The organism is Pseudoalteromonas sp. ECSMB14103 (assembly GCF_000813065.1).
GTDB lineage: Bacteria > Pseudomonadota > Gammaproteobacteria > Enterobacterales > Alteromonadaceae > Pseudoalteromonas > Pseudoalteromonas marina.
The window spans coordinates 249,423-267,798 of sequence record NZ_JWGY01000005.1 but is presented as its reverse complement, the minus strand read 5'-3'; the positions used below and the strand labels follow the sequence as shown (position 1 = coordinate 267,798).

At 39.5% G+C, this 18,376-nt stretch carries 17 protein-coding genes; 2 read left to right on the top strand and 15 right to left on the bottom strand.

What is annotated here, in order from left to right; genetic code table 11:
• Positions 1-153: 153 nt before the first annotated feature.
• From RF53_RS10970 to RF53_RS10935, 8 genes are all read right to left on the bottom strand, one after another.
• Positions 154-462, bottom strand: a complete 309-nt coding sequence (locus RF53_RS10970) for a hypothetical protein (protein WP_010556289.1) — start codon at positions 460-462, stop codon at positions 154-156.
• A gap of 80 nt (positions 463-542) precedes the next feature.
• Positions 543-977 carry a hypothetical protein gene (locus tag RF53_RS10965; protein ID WP_039037673.1) on the bottom strand — a complete coding sequence of 145 codons (435 nt, stop codon included), beginning with the start codon at positions 975-977 and terminating at the stop codon, positions 543-545.
• Positions 978-1,048: 71 nt separating this feature from the next.
• Positions 1,049-1,966, bottom strand: coding sequence for a hypothetical protein (locus RF53_RS10960; RefSeq protein WP_039037672.1), 918 nt, complete (start codon positions 1,964-1,966; stop codon positions 1,049-1,051).
• A gap of 155 nt (positions 1,967-2,121) precedes the next feature.
• Positions 2,122-2,535, bottom strand: coding sequence for a hypothetical protein (locus RF53_RS10955; protein WP_039037671.1), 414 nt, complete (start codon positions 2,533-2,535; stop codon positions 2,122-2,124).
• Positions 2,536-2,671: 136 nt separating this feature from the next.
• Positions 2,672-2,971 carry a hypothetical protein gene (locus tag RF53_RS10950; RefSeq protein WP_039037670.1) on the bottom strand — a complete coding sequence of 100 codons (300 nt, stop codon included), beginning with the start codon at positions 2,969-2,971 and terminating at the stop codon, positions 2,672-2,674.
• 23 nt (positions 2,972-2,994) lie between these two features.
• Positions 2,995-3,192, bottom strand: a complete 198-nt coding sequence (locus tag RF53_RS10945) for a hypothetical protein (protein ID WP_039037669.1) — start codon at positions 3,190-3,192, stop codon at positions 2,995-2,997.
• Positions 3,189-4,256, bottom strand: a complete 1,068-nt coding sequence (locus tag RF53_RS10940; protein ID WP_039037668.1) for a hypothetical protein — start codon at positions 4,254-4,256, stop codon at positions 3,189-3,191. The genes RF53_RS10945 and RF53_RS10940 overlap by 4 nt, the downstream gene beginning before the upstream one ends.
• Positions 4,257-4,387: 131 nt before the next feature.
• Positions 4,388-4,894 carry a hypothetical protein gene (locus RF53_RS10935; RefSeq protein ID WP_152607102.1) on the bottom strand — a complete coding sequence of 169 codons (507 nt, stop codon included), beginning with the start codon at positions 4,892-4,894 and terminating at the stop codon, positions 4,388-4,390.
• A 381-nt stretch (positions 4,895-5,275) separates the two neighbouring features.
• Here RF53_RS10935 and RF53_RS19720 point away from each other — a divergent pair, with 381 nt between their 5' ends.
• The gene (locus tag RF53_RS19720) at positions 5,276-5,386 is read left to right on the top strand and encodes a hypothetical protein (RefSeq protein ID WP_235591591.1); all 111 of its coding nucleotides are present in this window, start codon (positions 5,276-5,278) and stop codon (positions 5,384-5,386) included.
• A gap of 190 nt (positions 5,387-5,576) precedes the next feature.
• On the opposite strand, the gene RF53_RS10925 is transcribed toward RF53_RS19720, so the two are convergent.
• The 5 genes from RF53_RS10925 to RF53_RS10905 all read right to left on the bottom strand — a co-directional run bounded on the left by RF53_RS10925 (position 5,577) and on the right by RF53_RS10905 (position 15,081).
• The gene (locus tag RF53_RS10925) at positions 5,577-7,832 is read right to left on the bottom strand and encodes an acyl-CoA dehydrogenase (RefSeq protein WP_039037665.1); all 2,256 of its coding nucleotides are present in this window, start codon (positions 7,830-7,832) and stop codon (positions 5,577-5,579) included.
• Positions 7,833-8,305: 473 nt separating this feature from the next.
• Entirely contained in the window at positions 8,306-9,334 is a 1,029-nt protein-coding gene (locus RF53_RS10920) for a zinc-binding dehydrogenase (protein WP_010556710.1), read from the bottom strand.
• Positions 9,335-9,343: 9 nt separating this feature from the next.
• Positions 9,344-10,756 carry a TolC family protein gene (locus RF53_RS10915; protein WP_039037664.1) on the bottom strand — a complete coding sequence of 471 codons (1,413 nt, stop codon included), beginning with the start codon at positions 10,754-10,756 and terminating at the stop codon, positions 9,344-9,346.
• Positions 10,749-13,901, bottom strand: a complete 3,153-nt coding sequence (locus RF53_RS10910) for an efflux RND transporter permease subunit (protein ID WP_008127493.1) — start codon at positions 13,899-13,901, stop codon at positions 10,749-10,751. Before RF53_RS10910 ends, RF53_RS10915 begins: the two co-directional genes overlap by 8 nt.
• 10 nt (positions 13,902-13,911) lie before the next feature.
• Positions 13,912-15,081, bottom strand: coding sequence for an efflux RND transporter periplasmic adaptor subunit (locus RF53_RS10905; protein ID WP_039037663.1), 1,170 nt, complete (start codon positions 15,079-15,081; stop codon positions 13,912-13,914).
• Positions 15,082-15,201: 120 nt separating this feature from the next.
• Here RF53_RS10905 and RF53_RS10900 point away from each other — a divergent pair, with 120 nt between their 5' ends.
• A complete protein-coding gene (locus RF53_RS10900) occupies positions 15,202-16,140 on the top strand; it encodes a LysR family transcriptional regulator (protein WP_033018912.1) in 939 nt (312 codons plus the stop codon).
• Here RF53_RS10900 and RF53_RS10895 read toward each other — a convergent pair.
• Together RF53_RS10895 and moaA are read right to left on the bottom strand one after the other, a co-directional pair.
• Positions 16,137-17,171 carry a GGDEF domain-containing protein gene (locus RF53_RS10895; protein WP_021032407.1) on the bottom strand — a complete coding sequence of 345 codons (1,035 nt, stop codon included), beginning with the start codon at positions 17,169-17,171 and terminating at the stop codon, positions 16,137-16,139. The two genes, RF53_RS10900 and RF53_RS10895, sit on opposite strands and share 4 nt — an antisense overlap.
• Before the next feature lie 105 nt (positions 17,172-17,276).
• The gene (gene moaA, locus RF53_RS10890; protein WP_039037662.1) at positions 17,277-18,248 is read right to left on the bottom strand and encodes a GTP 3',8-cyclase MoaA; all 972 of its coding nucleotides are present in this window, start codon (positions 18,246-18,248) and stop codon (positions 17,277-17,279) included.
• Positions 18,249-18,376 lie beyond the last annotated feature (128 nt).

Below are 18,376 nucleotides of genomic sequence, written 5' to 3'. Positions count from 1 at the left end.
AATGACACTAAAGTTGAGGCTAAAACTAATTCGATCATCATGGCTTATAACGCCTCATTAAGAGACAAAAAATAGTTGGTTAAAATAGCGAGGCACGAGCAAAAACCAACTGTTTTTTGTCCTGCTTTAATGACTTGTTATATTTGTATTACGCTACTCTTCTAGTTTTTCTATTTCCCAAGGTTGATTTACATCTTCTCGATATGCGTCAAAACCTAAAGGCAAAGTGGCCAACTCAGTAATTTCTGGAAATTTTTGAACGAAACAACCCATACAAATAACCATACCATCATCGGGATCATCAGTAGTGTTACACATAAATTGCCATTCACCATCATCGTAGTGAAGTACCTGCACGATAGGTTTACTTCGATCATAAACAAATTTGGTTGTGACCGCACAAGTATTTATATCGCAATCAAAAGGCCAGTCTTCATCTGAAAAAGTGTGATTATGTGCCATGCTTCCCTACAAATAACGCCGCAATAAGCGGTGAGTAATGGTTTGCTAAAATGTGAAACGAAGTGGAACCGAGCAAACTGTTACGAGTCCGACTTTATTGCCTTGTTATATTCTATTGGGTAAATGACCTCAATACCGCATTCTGCGCCATATGATCCAGTAACGTAGCTATCGGAAGATAAAGCAGAACTAATCGAGTATGAAACAAAAACTTTATTATCTTCTTTGGTAGTTGCTAAGGGAATTAATAATTCAGGTTTGTCCCAATTATTCCCTTTTAACAGCAACGCACCATGAAATTTTTTGCCTCCAACTTTTGTTGGAAAACTTACCGTAACAAAAAAATCAGAGCCGTATGCATCAAAAGTAATGTTGATTAAGTCCTGATATTTATCGCTCCACTTTTTTAAGTCATCCTTAGATACATAACAAGAGCTTGAATAACTCGATGCACTATATAAAGCAAAAAATAGTAATAAGGCAAATCTTCTCAATTGTTGCACCAGACTCTGCATAGAATATAACGCCTAAATAACAGGCTAAAAATAGTGGGCTAAAATGGAGCGAAGCGAACAGCCCGCTGTTTTTAGTCCTTGTTGATTTCCTTATTAAGTTCCTGCTTACAGATTTTAGGGATATAGCTATGTTCTCCTTCCTTATCAATCCCGGTTACAAGTATTAGGTTATAAGTTGGGTCAAGATATATTACACCTTCGTTATCAGAAACCCCTTCACAAAACGAATTAGGGTTAAAATCGACTACCGATGCTACATTTTTAATAATATTTGTCCCCCCACTTGCAAAGGCCAAACTAAATATAAAAAGAAACATCGAAGTGATCATTCCATTTAAAAATAGAAATGAAGATTTTTCATTGCTCTTTTTTAATGTTAGTAACTTCCAACTAAAAACACACAGAGAAACAAAACTTATAAAAAATATCAAAGGGGACAATACAACTATCCCACCGATTAATTGTGTGTATGGGAAGTGTTTAGGATCCACCGCAAAAATATTACTAAGTAAAATATTACTTTCGTAGCTACAAAAGTACCAAATGATATATGCAAAGAATGCTGTAACAGCACCTTTTTCCCAATCATTTCCCTTCATTTTTTCATATAGCTTAGAAACCAACGGAACTAGAGTCGAATACAAACAAAGAAAACCAGCAAACATGAAAACCCATGAAAATATTGGGAAGAATGGAATAAAGCAAAGTGATAATAGAGCTATTAATATTCCAAAAATCCCTGATATATCTGAAACCCGATATTTTAGTACTCCTCCTTTGTAGAACGCATAACCGAAAAGAAGACTCAATACTCCTAAAATAATCGATAAAAAATAATTTTGTGTGGTTTGATAGAACGATATATTTTTTTCTAAAAAAGTTAAATCCCATCCATAACTATTAGATAACTGGGCAACAAAAAACGCGACGGGTCCTAAAAAGTAGAAAAGTAAAGTTATATAAAAAATCGAATTACGCACAAATTTCATTTGGAATACCTAGATTGGAGGTTATAACCCCGATGTTGATTAAGGAACTTAACGCCGCAATATGGGGCGAATAAATGCTTGGCTAAAATTAGCGACGAAGGAGCGCAAGCCAAGCGTTTTGCGTCCCTTTCATAATTGCCTTGTTAGGGTTACATTTACTCGGTAGTTTGCCTTTTATTTTTAATGGGAAATTGACCTTTAATTGCAAACCAAATACCTGGAAAACCAAAAGCAAAAAAGAATAATATAGCATTAAAAATAGATGGTTCAGGCCTCTCGCCTGATATTAACTCACCGCCTCCTAATTGCCCCAAGAAATACCAGACAGATAATCCAAAAGCAGTTGAACCAATTACGCGGCCTAAGTAATTACGTAACTTTCCAGTAGTGATGCACATTACAAAAATGATTAAGCAGAATGCGCCAAACATATAAATTCCGATTGGCTTACTCATTTCTGGTGCTATCAAGATCATAACTACACCAAACAGCCCTGTAATACTACCGAGCAATACTCTTGAAAAAGGACTTAACCCTTTATTGAGGACATGTTGACCAGATTTATACATACTTTCCTTGTAACCCTAACGCCCGCATAAGCGGCAAATTGACAATGGGTTACACTTATTGAGCGCAGCGACAATAACCCATTGTTAATTGTCCGAGCGAGTTCACGAGCCTTAATGCGCTTGTTAGGTATGCATTTCACGAAAGCGGACCTAAATCATTATTGTCTGCCATGACATTAAACTCCGATTCTTCTTTTTTTATAGCAGGTAATTTTACAAATAATTTATAACCTGAAAAAGACAATAAAGTTAGAGATATCAAACCCATAATAATAGTGAAAGAGTTTTGTTGTGGATGTGGTCCAAAATATTGTGGCGTAAAGCAATATGTGAATGCCTGTCCATGAGGGTAAAAGCTCTCATACATAGTCACAATAAAAGCAATTAAACCTAAACTTAAAATGAAATAATTTACCCAACTAGAATATTTACGCATATATCCCTTGTATACCTAACGCCTCAATCAGCTGCCACTTCAGCGGTCAGTTGAATTGACTTGTTAGGAGTCTTTTCTTGGTCAGACAAAGTTAAATAAAGCCTAGCTGTATTAGGCGAGGCATATACTGTACCAGAAGAGCTAAGAGCATGATTGACTTTTTCACTTGCATGCCCTACTTTTCTACGTAGAGCTTCATTCCGCCATTGATTTGTATTCATTTGTTTTCCTCAGAAACTTGCTCATTCTCTATAGATACCTCTTTAGCATTTTGAATAAGTTCGTATTCTTTAAATATGTTGTTAATATACCCGTTGTATACTATATGCCAGATTGCAATAGACTCAGCTAAAGACTTTAAAATCTGATACAACTCATTATCCTTAGAGTCACTAAACATTTCTTGCTTATTTTTATTAAGACTGTCTAATGCCACGAAACCAAAATATAACCAAGAATCCTTGTATTGGGTTGCTACTGGAACAACTTGTGTTGCATTATAATGCTCTCTCCATGAAGCTGAACTGTTTTTATAACTAGCTCCCTTTTTTTGGAGGTCATTGCAACAATACATTATAGCTTTGTTATCTATAACATGGTGAAAATCTGTATTATCACCTATTTTATGGTCTGTTTTAGATGAAACTTGATGATTATCGTCATTATCTAACTTTTGCCAACTATCAGAGTCTCTGACAACTGTTTTAACTAACCAATTATCTAGATTCTGCTTATCATCTGATATAACAGCCTTCACTGTAAGTCTTAGGTCTTGGACGTCCATTCCTTTTGCTATAAAGTATATTCTTGCTAGTTTGTAAGTATTGTTCACAGCTTTAGTTGAGAACTTTTTAAAGATGCCTGCAGCATCTTTTTCTTTTGATTCTATATATGTTTCCAGTGCTTCTTTGGAGTTTATACTTGCCATCTTATTAAGAACCTCTTTCTCAAGATTCTGAAGCCGATCTAAAGCCGTTCTTAAATGGTACAGCGTTTGAAGATTAAGATGTTGGTGTTCAAGTAATTGTGAATTTTTACCTTTCTCTTCTTCTAACATATAATGTTTCCTAGCGAAAACTACTAGTACCATCAATGTCATTAAAAATACCAAAAGTATAACGGCTGTAGCCATCCAACCAACGACGCCATTTATCCCACTCCAAGATACAAACTTTTCCAATGCCCACCCCAGCAAGGCAATTATGCTTGCCAAACCGGCTATTAAATTAAACTTATGACTAGAAACAACCTTTCTTATAGAGTCATTTACATATTTATTATCCAAACTTCATCTCCATGTACATTACTTCTTTGACTCCTAACGCCCTAATAATGGGCAAAAAATTGTTGGCTAAAATGTTGAGGAACGAAAACAGCCAACTGTTTTTTGTCCTTATTAATTAGCCTGTTAGCAAGCTATTTAACCACAAGTTTAACGGATTTACCTACATTAAGTCTGTGTGATACCAGAAATATATCTAATGTTAAATTTAATGGCTCTATCTTTGATTTTTGAGGCTCTAGCCAAGGGAATACCAATTTCATTACTCCATTATCTATACGTCCAGTCATGGGCGTATCCGGAAATATTAAATCAGGTTGTTTTCCTTCGGTGAGTCTAACGTAAACACCAAAATCTGAAATTTTATATGAACTGCTTTCTGGAAGAGATACGCTTAACTCTATAATTCCGAAATCAGAACAAGCTGAACTTCGTTTTCCTGATCCCCGAGACAAACTACTTAATTCCACTACTGGCTCTGGCACTAGCTCCCAAAAGTAACCGTTTTCGGGTTGTTCAAGGGTAACCGCATTCCAACTATCGGGAATTGGGGTAAACATTCTCCAACCAGCAATTGAACAGGAAAGACTGTTGAATGAGACCAGATTACAAAGTAGTAAAAATAATAGTGAGTATTTCACCGAGCTTTCCTTGCTTGCTAACATGTTTATAGCGAGCTAATCGCGCGTATTTCTACCACAGCGTAGCTCGTTTTCTTATTGGTTTATTATTAACAAACTTGCCAACTAATTGCCAGTGTTATTAAAATTCACCCGCGCGCGTTTTCTTCTTAGTATAAAACGAGCGACTAGGTCGTTTTCTTGACTATGCGAGCGACGAAGCCATAGCTGTACATATATACAGCGCTAATTTGACGAATTGAAAATAAAAACTTGCTCTGCGTATTTAAATTACATTGCGGACTATATGCTCACTCGACAGTATTCATTAAGAACTATTAATGCTTATTTGAGTCGGGTCAAAACTTTATTCACTTTCACAACAAACGCCACCCAAGCTCAATGGGAAATTCAGAAGTCGAAGCGTTTTTAGACCATATTCTATTAAAACGTAACATGTCAGCTAAAACACAAGCTGCTAATGGAGTTGTTAGCCCTTTTTCAAAATTATGAGCGTCTTTTTTTAATCCTCTAGCGTTACATATACGCTTTAAAACCAATATCGCTATCTATTGCTACTTTAAAAAACACATAAAAAAGCCCCGTTTGGTTTTAATCAAACGGGGCTCCACACTAATTAGTCACTTAAGAATAAAAGCGCCGATTTTGCTGGCGCTTTGCATCATTGAATTAGCTTTGTAGCTTACTGGTTAACCACACTTTTAAGTGGGTTAACTGGTTGTGCGTTGTCATCTAATATGTTCATATCAAAATCGAACTCATCAACACGAATCGCTTTTTCACGTTTCTTGTTGTAATCAATTAACTGAGCAAACTCAGCATCTGTGATTACGTTTGCAGCAAGTGCGTTTTCAAGCGTAATGCTAAAACGAGCACCTGGCTTAATAGTTCTTGCACGTAATGCTTTTTTAACTTTTGCAAGTTCAGCTAGTGATGCAATTTTAGCTTTATAAGCTTGCTCGTTAATATGATGACCGTCGCCTTCAATAGGCTTAACTAAATGCGTTATTTGCGCTTTAAAGGCTGTATCAAGCTGTGCTTGTTCAGCTAATTCGCGGATTAAATCATCGCTGATTTTTGGCATTTTAGTTGAGTAGTTCATTGTAACGAAACGAATAAACTTACGAGTACCACTTGCAGGGAAGTTATCTAAGAACTTGTGCAATGCTTCTTCTGCGCTTTGTAGTGCAAAACGAGTTGCATAATGGAAGTAAGGTGCTGCTTGCTCGCGCTCGCTGCTCGCCACTTTTTGCTCGTAGTATTTAATTGATGCCATAGCTGCGTACAAGAAGCTCATTACATCGCCTAAACGTGCTGATAGCATTTCTGCTTGCTTTAATTTACCGCCAAGTACTAACAACGAGAAGTCAGCGTATACTGCAAGTTTTGCAGATAGTTTGTGTACTGCTTTTTCGTAGTCACGTACTTCTGGTAATGCTGATCTTGCGCCAGCTGTAAATGGTAATACACCTAAACGGAATGCACGTAAGCTGTTTGCTGTACTGTAACCAATTGTTTTACGTAAAATACCGTTAAATTCTGCATCAGCGCCTTTGTCGTCGCTGTGGATTGATTCAACCATAGATTGTAAGTATGGGTGACAACGCATAACACCTTGACCAAATATCATCAGGTTACGAGTAAGGATGTTTGCGCCTTCTACAGTAATTGCAATAGGTTGTGCAACGTAGCCACTTGCTAGTGTATTTTGTGGACCGTTTTGAATCGCTTTACCGGCTTGAATATCCATCGCCGAGTCTAATACGTCGCGACCAAGTTCAGTCATGTGGTATTTAGCAATTGCCGTTACTACCGATGGTTTTAAGCCCATGCCTAAACCTTCAGTTGTAAGTACACGCATTGCTTCTTGAAGGTATGTTTTACCTGCAATGTCAGCAAGCTTTTCTTGAATACCTTCAAACTGACCGATTGATAGGCCAAACTGCTCTCGTACTGCTGCGTATTCAGATGCAGATTTAAGTGCAACTTGCGCTGTACTTACACCTAGCGCTGGTAGTGAAATACCACGGCCAGCACCTAAACAGCTAACCAGCATTTGCCAACCACGGCCGATGTTTTTCTGACCACCAATAACAAAATCCATTGGTACAAATACTTTGTTACCACGTGTAGTACCGTTGTAAAAACGGATACCCATTGGATCGTGGCGATTACCAAGTTCTACACCTGGGTGCTCTTTTGGAATTAAGGCACACGTGATACCTAGGTTTTCTTTACCACCTAGTAAACCGTCTGGGTCAACTACTTTAAATGCTAAACCAAGAACAGTTGCGATTGGTGCAAGTGTGATATAACGCTTGTCCCATGTAATTTCTAGGCCAAGAACTTCTTCGCCGTTGTGCATGCCTTTGGTTACTTTACCAACGTCTGGAATGCCGCCTGCATCAGAACCCGCTTCAGGGCTTGTTAGGGCAAAACATGGGATGTCTGTACCGTTTGCTAAGCGTGGTAAGTAATGCGCTTGTTGCTCTTGCGTACCGAAGTGAAGAAGTAGCTCACCCGGACCTAATGAGTTAGGTACCATTACTGTTACTGCTACTGCAGAACTTTTAGTCGCAATTGTGCCAACAATTGTTGAGTTTGCGTAAGGGCTAAACTCTAAACCACCAAATGACTTAGGGATGATAAGCGAGAAGAAACGTTCTTTTTTCAAAAACTCTAGAATGTCATTCGGTAAGTGAATCCCATTTTGAATTACTGAATCGTCAATCATGCCTAGTAGCTCTTGTACAGGGCCGTCAAGGAATGCTTGTTCGTCAGCTGTTAGTGTAGCTGCTGGTACATCGCGTAATGCACTGAAATCAGGCTTACCTTGATAGATAGAACCTTCAAGCCAAACATCACCCGCGTCTAGCGCTTCTTGCTCAGTGATAGAAATACTTGGTAAAACTTTTTTTAACTTTGTACGTAAACTCATGATTGAACTCATCCGACCAGATAAATAATACCTACATTACGTCATAAAAATCGCTTTAGATCAATTACTCTATTCAATTAATTAACAGTTTTTTCAATTTATTTTCTTTACTCGAACGTAAACTGTTGAAACACAAAGGCTTACACCTGTACGCTGAAAGTGATAAATTTTTTAAGATTGATTGATAAAACGCCGTGCAAAGGCACCAAAAAGCAAATAATCTGCAAAGCGGGTAATGAATTAGGGTGTTTTTTTAAATACAGACTGTTTTAATTTTTAAATTTAAGCCTGATTTATTGTACTGAACAGGGTAAGTTGACACGTTAAATACGTGATTTATGGCCACTCAAGTTGTTTAAAATGCTTTTGCTTATTAGTGTAAATGTATAAAAAATAATAAGTGAATGACACCTAAAAAAGGCATAAAAAAACGCAGCTTAAACAGGCTGCGTTTTGTATTAATCAGAGTTTTTTTAACAGCCTATTTTTACGACATGCTTGCCTGTAAAACCACCCGCGAGCTGCGTGTTTAAGGCATTAGATACCGCGTTTGCGTTAAACTCAACAGGCGTTAAGGTCGGTGCTTTAATATCACCATTAGTGGCGCCTTCGAGCAACAAATTACCCATAAAGCTTAAGCGTTGCTGCGCACATAAACTATTAGCGAGCCATGCACCACCAAGCGACACAACACTGATATTTGGCGCGCGCCGGTACATTAGATCTTGTTCAAAACAAGGTAATGGATTTAAACACGCTATTTTTCCGCAAAAACGCATGAGTTCGATATTACGCGCTGTCGACTCACCACCCACGGTATCGATTACTGCATCGAACCCTTGCGGCCCTAGCTCTCTACGAATTTTTTCACACAACTTTTTATCGTTGTAGTCAAACACAACATCCGCGCCAAGCTGTTTAACGAGTTTATGGTTTTTCTTAGAGGCTGTTGCAAATACATCAGCGCCACGCTGTTTAGCGTACTGAATAGCAAACTGACCCACAGCACCTGCCCCACCTTCAATAAAAACAGTTTGCCCTTCGGTGATACTAATTTTATCTAAGCTAATTAGTGCTGCCATTCCGGCGCAAGGCAGCACAGCAGCAACCGCTGGGTTTAACTCTTGCGGTACAATAGACACTGCAAAATTAGGCACTTTTGTGTATTCACTCAGTACCCCTTGCCCACCTACGTTGGCGTGCCACATGACTCGCTCGCCAACATTAGGAAAAATCCCTTTACTTGCTTTTACTACAACACCTACCGCATCAAGCCCCAAAATATGAGGGTACTGCCACTGACAAAAACCTGATTTTGCAAAATGCCCATCAACGGGGTTTAAACCAACATATTCTACTTTTATCAGTAGCTCGTTATCTGAACACTCAGGAACAGGTAACTCAATGTCAGCTAAATTTATTTGATCATTCGGTTTTTCCAATACAATGGCACGCATTGTGTGCGGTATAGTATTTTGCGTTAAAATATCAGTATCAGACATCGTTAAACTCTACTTATTTGTGTTACTTAGTGCATAGCTCCATTGCCCATTAAATGATTGGTACGCATTGACCTTAGCAAGTAACGATAAAATGGTTGTTTCAACTGCATTTTCTTGTGCTATTAAAACATCCTGCCGCGCATCTAACAACTCTAGATAAGGGATTTGGCCTTCTTCATACATGGCTTCTGCTTGTAAAAAGGCTTTATTAGCAAAGTCATAGCGTTCATCTGCAAAACGTTTTTGCTGTGCCTGATTAACTAACCCCTGCAACGAAAGCTCACTTTCACTAAGTGCTTTAAGCACCACGTTTTGATAATCGCTGTAAGCGGCTTCACTTAAAAACTGTTGTGCGTCTCGTTGTGCTAAAAGAGCAGGATAGCTTAAAATTGACCATTGCAACTTAGGCGCAATTTGCCATTGCTGCTGTGTATCGCTAAAGCCATTACTACCTACACTTAACACACCTGCAAAGCCACTTAGGCTTACATCTGGTAGTAAAGCTTTACTGGCTGCCACACTTAAACTATTGGCTTGGCTAAAGTCATAAATTGCACGGCTAATATCTGGCCTCAGTGCAATAGCGGCATTTGGCTTACTAAGTGTTACGTCAAATTTATTGCGTAACACACTCAGTTCATTTGTTAATTCAATATTTTGAGTTAAACGCCCTGTAAGAACAGCAAGCGTTGATAAATCACTGTACTTTGCAAACTCAATGGCAGGAATTAACGCTTGTTGCTGGCGTAATTGCGCTAGGGTGCGGTTTAAATCAAGCTCACTTGCAACACCTTCATCAACCCGCGCTTGTAACACATCAATACTTTGCTCAAGCGCTTGTATTTGTAAGCTAATAATGCGCTGTTTTTCAGCATTGCCTTGATAGCTAACAAACCCTTTAACAACCGCTGAAACAACTTCAATTTGGAGTAAACGAACTTGCTCTGCTTGGCTCATAGCCGATGCATTTGCGGCATCAACTAAAGCAGTCACTCGGCCAAATAAATCAAGCTGCCAATTAAGTGCAAAATTAGCACTTGATTGACGTGAGTTTGTATCTCCTAAGCCGCTTCTTTGAGCGCCTACCTCAACACCACCTTGCGGTAAATATTGTGCTTTTTGCTCGCCCAGCCTAGCTAATGCACTTTTTAGTACAAGCTGACTTGTTTTTAGGTCGTAGTTTTTAGCGAGTGCATCTGATACTAATTGGTTTAGCTGCTCAGACTTAAGCGCGTGCCACCAGTTAGTTTCATCTGCACCACTTAGTTGGTCAGCAACTGCAGCACTGGCAACAAATTCGTTAATTGTTTTTTGCTCGTCAAGCACGTCAACCTTACTTGCACAGCCAGATATGAGCGTGACCATTAATACAGAAGCTACGGTTAACTGTGTTTTAAACCGCTTTGCTATTTGATTAGTCATTTGATAACTCCTGTGTGTTACCTTTTTTCTTTACAACAAGCATGTAAAACACCGGAGTAAACAATAAACCAAACACGGTTACACCAATCATTCCAGAGAACACGGCATTACCCATTGCATGGCGCATTTCAGCCCCTGCACCCGTTGCTAGTACAAGTGGTATAACACCCGCTGTAAACGCGATTGATGTCATAAGTATTGGGCGTAAACGCATACGACATGCCGCTAATATTGCATCAATATGCGATAAGCCTGTATCGTTTTTATCTTTTGCAAATTCAACCATTAATATCGCATTTTTAGAGGCCAAGGCCACCAGCACAATAAGCGCTATTTGCGTAAATATATTGTTGTCTGAACCCACAAACCAAACACCGAGTAATGCTGAAAATATCGTCATTGGAACAATTAAGATAATTGCCAATGGTAAGCGTAAGCTTTCATATTGTGCAGCCAATACCATAAACACCAGTAACACAACTAATGGGAACACATACACCATAGTGTTGCCTGCTAATACTTGTTGGTACGTTACTTCAGTCCATTCGTACTCAATACCACTGGGTAAGTTGTCGGCCAAAATAGCCTCAATTGCCAGTTGAGCTTGGTCAGAACTAAAACCAGGTGCAGGACTGCCGTTAAGCTCTGCGCTTGGGTAACCGTTGTAGTGCATTACACGGTCTGGACCAATTGTTGGCGTAACCGTTAGGATTGAGCCTAATGGCACCATGTTACCTTCACGGTTTCTTACTTTGAGGTTAAGAATTTGATCAGGGTCTAGGCGATAATCAGCATCAGCTTGCGCATTTACTTGGTACGTTCGGCCAAACATATTAAAGTCGTTTACATACACAGAACCCAAGTATATTTGTAAAGCATTAAACACTTCGTCAAGCGGAATGCCTTGAATTAACGCTTGTTCACGATCAATATCAATATCCATTTGTGGAACTTGAATTCTAAAGCTTGAGTAAAGCCCCATTAATGCTGGATCTTGTTGCGCTTTGCCAATCACTGTTTGTAGGCTGTTAAATAACGCTTCAAAACCTTTGTTTGCTCTGTCTTCAATTTGAAGTTTAAAGCCACCTGTAGTACCTAAACCTTGAATTGGCGGCGGTGGAAATACTGCAACAAACGCTTCGTCAATTGCTGCAAACCGTTGATTTAACTGCGCGGCTATAGCCATGGCCGATTTACTCGGATCGGTTCTATCTTCAAATGCATCTAATGGGGTAAACACAATCCCGCTGTTAGGGCTGTTGGTAAAGCCATTTACTGATAAACCTGGAAACGCAACCGTATTAGCAACACCAGGTACTTCAAGTGCAATTTGTTGCATTTGTCTAAGTACATCCTCAGTACGGTCAAGGCTTGCTGCATCAGGTAGTTGTGCAATGGCAACTAAGTACTGTTTGTCTTGTTGTGGAATAAACCCACCAGGTACTGCATCAAACAGCTTAATGGTTCCACCTACTAGGGCAACATAACCGATCATTACAATAAAGCTCATACGAATTAGTTTTTTAACTAATTTTTCGTAGCCTTTTGCGCCTCGGTCAAATACACGGTTAAAAGGTTTAAATAGCCAGCGGCCAAATAGTTTATTTAACAAACGTGTGAATGCATCTGGCTTAGTATCGTGAGACTTTAACAACAGTGCCGCTAATGCTGGCGACAGCGTTAACGAGTTAATTGCTGAAATCACCGTTGAAATAGTAATTGTTAAGGCAAATTGCTTATAAAATTGCCCTGACAGTCCGGTAATAAATGCCGTAGGAATAAACACAGCACACAATACGAGTGCAATGGCAATAATTGGCCCTGTTACTTCGCTCATAGCAACACGTGTTGCCTCAAGCGGCGATAACCCTTGTTCAATGTTACGCTCAACATTTTCAACTACAACTATGGCGTCATCCACCACAATACCAATGGCAAGTACTAAACCAAACAGCGACAAGGTGTTAATAGATACGCCTAACCACTGCATTACCGCAAACGTACCAATGAGTGAAATAGGCACCGCAATAAGTGGAATAATAGATGCACGCCATGTTTGTAAAAACACAATGACAACAATCACTACTAGTACAATAGCTTCAAGCAACGTGGCAATTACAGCATCAATAGAGCCACGAACAAATACAGTCGGGTCATAAACTATGTCGTATTCTACACCTTCAGGAAAGTCTTTTGATAAACGCGCCATGGTTTCGCGTACTTGGTCCGAAAGCTCAATTGCATTAGACCCTGGGCGTTGAAATATAGGCATTGCAAGTGCAGGTTGTGAGTCAAGCTCAGCACGCAAAGAATAGCTGTCTTGGCCAAGCTCTACGCGGGCAATATCAGTAAGGCGTGTTATTTGGCCTTCATCACCCACTTTAATAATTACTTGTTCAAACTCTTCAATACTGTTTAAACGCCCTTTTACATTTAACAGTACTTGAAATTGACTGTCGTTAGAAACCGGCTGTGCACCCAAGCTACCTGCTGCTACTTGTTGGTTTTGTGAACGAAGTGCAGTTATTACATCGGTTGCTGTTAGCTCGCGTGCTGCTAGCGCATCTGGGTTTAACCATACACGCATGGCATATTTACCTGCGCCAAATAAACGCAAGTCACCCACACCCGGTAAACGTGCTATTTCGTCTTTAATATATAGGTCGGCATAGTTAGACAAATACGCGGTATCGTGCGATTTTTCTGGTGAGTACAAGTGCACCACCATCGTTAAATCGGGTGATGATTTTTCAGCCACCACACCTAAACGTTGCACCTCTTCAGGTAAACGTGGCAAGGCGCTGTTTACACGGTTTTGTACTTGTACTTGGGCGCGGTCTAAATCAGTACCTAGTGCAAATGTAACCGTCAGCGTCATACGACCATCACTGGTTGCTTGAGAAAACATATACAGCATGTTTTCTGTACCATTAATTTCTTGCTCTAACGGCGTTGCTACCGTTTGCGCTATTACCGTTGGGTTAGCTCCTGGGTAGCTTGCTGTTACAACCACGGTAGGAGGCACGACTTCTGGGTATTCACTTACTGGCAGTTGGAATAACGAAATACCACCAGCAATTAATATAACCAAAGACAGCATGGCCGCAAAAATGGGTCGCTGTATAAAAAAGTGTGAAAATTTCATCTAAAAAACCTTATTGCTTTGCGACTAAGCTTGAATCGTCATTGTTCATGGTGAACGCAACATCACTGCTATCAATGGTTACTTTGTTCGGTGCCACAGGCATACCTGGTCCAACACGAGCAGGGCCATTTACGGCTATTACATCGCCCTCTGAAAGACCTGAGGTTACCGCACGAAGAGAGCCATAACGCTCACCCACTGTGACTAATTTGTACTGCAGCACATTGTTTTCACCCACTGTCAAAACAAAGCGGTTTTTTAAATCAGTCCCTATTGCTCTGTCTGGCACAATTATTTGCTCTGTGACTGAATTAGCAGCAAGCTTAATACGCGCAAACGACCCTGCACGTAATTGGCTGTTATCCTGATCAAATACAGCACGCACACGCAGCGTACCTGTTGATGAGTTAATTTGATTATCAATAAAGTTTATGTACCCTTTGTAAGCAAAATCGCGTTCGCCTACTTTTTGCATTACAACGGCTTGGCGACTTTTTGAGGTCACGTTACTAAAATCGCTATTCCAAGTGCGTTCGTCCACATCAAAATAGGCGTACATTTTTTCATTAGAAACAATGCTGGTAAGAACGCTTTGCCCTGCAATGATGTTGTTACCTTTCGTGATATTGGCACGCGAGATCACACCGTCGATAGGTGATACAATGGCTGTAAATTCTAAATCAAGTTCAGCTGATGTTAGCTGTGCTTGTAATGCAGCAAGTTGTGCTTCGCGTTGGCGTAATACAGAGGTACGTGACTCTGCTTGCTCAGTTGAAATTGCTTTACGTTCAGTTAAACGTTCAGCGCGTTTAGCTTCGCTTTTTGCTTGCTCGAGCGCAGCTTGTGCACTGTTAACTTGGGCTTTTAAACTAGCAACAACCGCCGCAAACGGACGGTCATCAAGCTTAAATAATACATCGCCTTTTTTAACAAGGTCGCCTTCATTAAACGTAATTTGTTCTATAACACCAGATACTCGTGGCATAAGTGCAACTTCTTGCGGTGACTCTAAGCGAGTTGTATAGGTGTGCCAGCTTTGTACTGGTTTAACAAGTACGTTAGCAACATCTATAGGTTGAAGAAATTGTGCTTGAGCCGAAGGCGGTGTACTTTCATCAGCACAACCAGCAAGTGTTAAAAATGCGCCTGCAAATGCAGCAGCGATAAGGTGTTTTTTCATGAAGACGCTCCTTTAATTGATTAAGAACGCATACTACGGGTTATACCTGCGGACAAAAACCATAGATTTTTAAATTCATTAATGCCAAAATGGCATCAATAGTATTGTTTTGGTGGTTATATGGATACGACAAGTCGGCTTTTAATGTTGCTTGAAGTGGTTGAGCAAGGCTCTTTTGCTAAAGCTGCCGAATTACGTAATATCGATCGCTCTGTGATCTCTAAACAAATTAGTCGTTTAGAAGATGAGCTAGGGGTTAGATTGCTAAACCGCACTACTCGCTCATTTTCACTCACTGCCGCTGGTGCAGAAATGATAAAAAAAGCCGGTGAGCTCAGAGAGCTGCTTGGCGAAACCGTGCGCATGGCCGAAAACTACCACTTAGAGCCTCGTGGCGTCCTCAAAATTACTTCATCAACACTCATTGGTAGGCGCTACTTACAACCAGTACTTAATGACTTTCAAAAGCGCTTTCCTCAGGTTGAAGTTGAATTAAGGCTTGATGACAGATTAGTAGATATTGTATCTGAAGGGTTCGATTTAGCATTTCGTATTGGTGAGCCAAAAGATTCATCACTCATTGCAAGAAAAATTGCACGTAATCGCTTATTAATTGTTGCCGCCCCTGAGTTTATCAGCACGTATGGTATGCCATCCACCATGGAAGAACTAGCAGATTTGCCTGCGGCAAGTTATGCGAGCAACTCTATGAGAGTTGAAACAGTGGACTATTACAATAGCTCGGGTGAGCCATGTGAGCAAAAAATAAAAAGTGTATACCGCGCCAACGACGCTGAAGCACTGCTAATGAAGGCCATATCTGGCACCGCTTATTTTGTAGCACCGGCATTTATAATCGGTGACGAAATTACTGAGGGTAAATTAATTCCTATATTAACGGATGTGAAGTTAATGGATTACAGTGCTATGTATGCTGTTTATCCGCACAGAGATTTACCTGTACGTACACGGTTATTTTTTGATGCAGTGCGCGAATATTTAGGAAAAGATAAACCAATTTGGGAACGCGGCATCCCAAATTTTGAAAAAATGTATTAAGCAGGTACTTCTATTTGCTTTAATTGCTCTTTTGAACTTGCATATACTTTATTTCGACCTAAGCGTTTTGCTTTGTAAAGCTGTTTATCAGCTGCAATGAAAATAGATTCAAGCGAGGGGTTAGCTTGATAGTCAGCTACACCAATACTGATAGTAAGTTTAATTGCATGCCCCTCAATATTAAACGGTGTTTTTTCAACAGTTTCTCTTAACTTTTCAGCTGCAAATAAGGCTTCGTCTTTGCTATTAAAAGAATGAATAACGGCAAACTCCTCACCGCCAACCCTAAACACGTACCCCTTTGCTAAGGTTATTCTTAAAAGCGTTGCAATTTCAGTAAGTACTTTATCGCCTACATCATGGCCAAATTTGTCATTTATTTGTTTGAAGTAATCTAAGTCGAGTAAAAATAAATAGGTATTTGTTTTATCAACCAGCTCTACTTCAAAATAGTGGTTCATTGATAACCGGTTACCTGCGCCAGTTAATGGGTCAAGTAGTGCTAGGTTTTTTAAACGTTTGGATGAAAGTGCGCGGCTTCCCTCAAAAATATGCGAAACAGTCCAAATACTGACATAGGCCAATAGTAAGTTAATCGCCATATTTAAATTTACTATTGGATCAGGCGAAGATTTACTTAATAAAATCAGTGATTGAATAAAGAGGACAGTACCTGAGAAGAAAATTCCGTATCGCTTTCCCATTAATAAATAACACAATACAGGCAAAGCGAATGACCATACAAATAAGCCATATTTAGGTTCTGATATATAATTGGCGTACAAAACTATAATACAAACCAATACACACATTACAACAGACTGCCAAAACCGCAATGCATGCTTACTTAAATGATGAATGGTATACAGGCAATAAATTGAAAAACAGAGCTCTAAAAAGCCGAGCAAATAGACACCACTGAATACGTTTAATGCGCTAAAAAATAATGACACAGAACCAAAAAACAAACACATCCATACAAGAACGTGCTTTCTTAATGCTTTAGTACTATTTAGAGCGGTGATATCCATTCAATTAACTCAATAACGTCGAACTAAGGGATTATTCTACCCTGTAATAAATATATAACAAGTGTAATCGAGTGTTATTGCACCACATTGTGGCATTTTTAACCGCTAACCACCCAGCATTGAAAGGTTAGTTGTTACACCTGTTTCGCCCTGATGTAGCAAATGAGTTGGCTTTTTAGTTTTAATATAGCGAGATAGCTGGTTTATAAGTGCTTGGTTTGAGTTTTCATTCATGTGCTCTCGTAATGAAATACCTTGCTCTGAAAACAAACAAAGGTGTAATTTACCCAAAGAAGACACTCTCAGCCTGTTACATGTGTTACAAAAGTCGTTACTGTAAGGCATTATTAAGCCAATACGCCCTTGGTAGTCAGGGTGATAAAACTCCTGAGCAGGACCGTCTGTAATGCTTCTAATGACAGGTTGCCACCCCGCTGCACGTAATCGTGCTTTGATTGACTGGCCGGATACGTGATTTTTATCAAAAAACGCCTTATTGTCGTTAGTTTGCATTAGTTCAATAAAGCGCATAGTGACTGGACGATGCTTTAAATACGCTAAAAATGTGTCGAGCTCTTGACCATTATATTGCTTCATTAACACGCTGTTTATTTTTACCGATTCAATGCCACTTTCTAACGCGGCGTCTATGCCTTTCATCACGGTATTAAATTTATCGTGACCGGTAATAGTATTAAACATTCTTGGATCAAGTGTATCAATACTCACATTAATCGCATTAAGCCCTGCATCTACCCAATCATTAATGTGCTTATGCAATGAAAAGCCGTTTGTTGTAGCGGCTATTTTTGTAATGCCCGGCGTATCTTTTGCCACACGAATAACATCTATGAAATCTTTTCTAAGGGTGGGTTCACCGCCAGTAATACGTAGCTTGGTAATACCATGATGCGCAAAAGCACTAATAGTATTACTGATTTCATTCAGTGAAAGGAATTCTCTGTCATGGTCACATTGGTAGCCATCGGGTAAACAATAAACACATTTAAAGTTACACACATCGGTAATCGATAAACGTAAGTAACTAAATTTTCGCCCTGCTGGGTCGATGAGCATAAAAAACCTTCACTTTACTTTGTTTAACTGGGCCTGTGAGTATTACAGGTTATGCTTTTGTTATGGTTGTAGGTTAACACACGGAATTTGGCTTTATTAATATAAAATAAAGGCCTTATGCATTTAAT

What these genes read in the sequence shown, in the direction of transcription:
- RF53_RS10925 (WP_039037665.1), bottom strand. Translation starts at nt 7,832, where the DNA reads ATGAGTTTACGTACAAAGTTAAAAAAAGTTTTACCAAGTATTTCTATC.
- RF53_RS10900 (WP_033018912.1), top strand. Translation starts at nt 15,202, where the DNA reads ATGGATACGACAAGTCGGCTTTTAATGTTGCTTGAAGTGGTTGAGCAA.
- RF53_RS10960 (WP_039037672.1), bottom strand. Translation starts at nt 1,966, where the DNA reads ATGAAATTTGTGCGTAATTCGATTTTTTATATAACTTTACTTTTCTAC.
- RF53_RS10950 (WP_039037670.1), bottom strand. Translation starts at nt 2,971, where the DNA reads ATGCGTAAATATTCTAGTTGGGTAAATTATTTCATTTTAAGTTTAGGT.
- RF53_RS10955 (WP_039037671.1), bottom strand. Translation starts at nt 2,535, where the DNA reads ATGTATAAATCTGGTCAACATGTCCTCAATAAAGGGTTAAGTCCTTTT.
- RF53_RS10895 (WP_021032407.1), bottom strand. Translation starts at nt 17,171, where the DNA reads ATGGATATCACCGCTCTAAATAGTACTAAAGCATTAAGAAAGCACGTT.
- RF53_RS10910 (WP_008127493.1), bottom strand. Translation starts at nt 13,901, where the DNA reads ATGAAATTTTCACACTTTTTTATACAGCGACCCATTTTTGCGGCCATG.
- moaA (WP_039037662.1), bottom strand. Translation starts at nt 18,248, where the DNA reads ATGCTCATCGACCCAGCAGGGCGAAAATTTAGTTACTTACGTTTATCG.
- RF53_RS10905 (WP_039037663.1), bottom strand. Translation starts at nt 15,081, where the DNA reads ATGAAAAAACACCTTATCGCTGCTGCATTTGCAGGCGCATTTTTAACA.
- RF53_RS19720 (WP_235591591.1), top strand. Translation starts at nt 5,276, where the DNA reads ATGGGAAATTCAGAAGTCGAAGCGTTTTTAGACCATATTCTATTAAAA.
- RF53_RS10915 (WP_039037664.1), bottom strand. Translation starts at nt 10,756, where the DNA reads ATGACTAATCAAATAGCAAAGCGGTTTAAAACACAGTTAACCGTAGCT.
- RF53_RS10970 (WP_010556289.1), bottom strand. Translation starts at nt 462, where the DNA reads ATGGCACATAATCACACTTTTTCAGATGAAGACTGGCCTTTTGATTGC.
- RF53_RS10945 (WP_039037669.1), bottom strand. Translation starts at nt 3,192, where the DNA reads ATGAATACAAATCAATGGCGGAATGAAGCTCTACGTAGAAAAGTAGGG.
- RF53_RS10965 (WP_039037673.1), bottom strand. Translation starts at nt 977, where the DNA reads ATGCAGAGTCTGGTGCAACAATTGAGAAGATTTGCCTTATTACTATTT.
- RF53_RS10920 (WP_010556710.1), bottom strand. Translation starts at nt 9,334, where the DNA reads ATGTCTGATACTGATATTTTAACGCAAAATACTATACCGCACACAATG.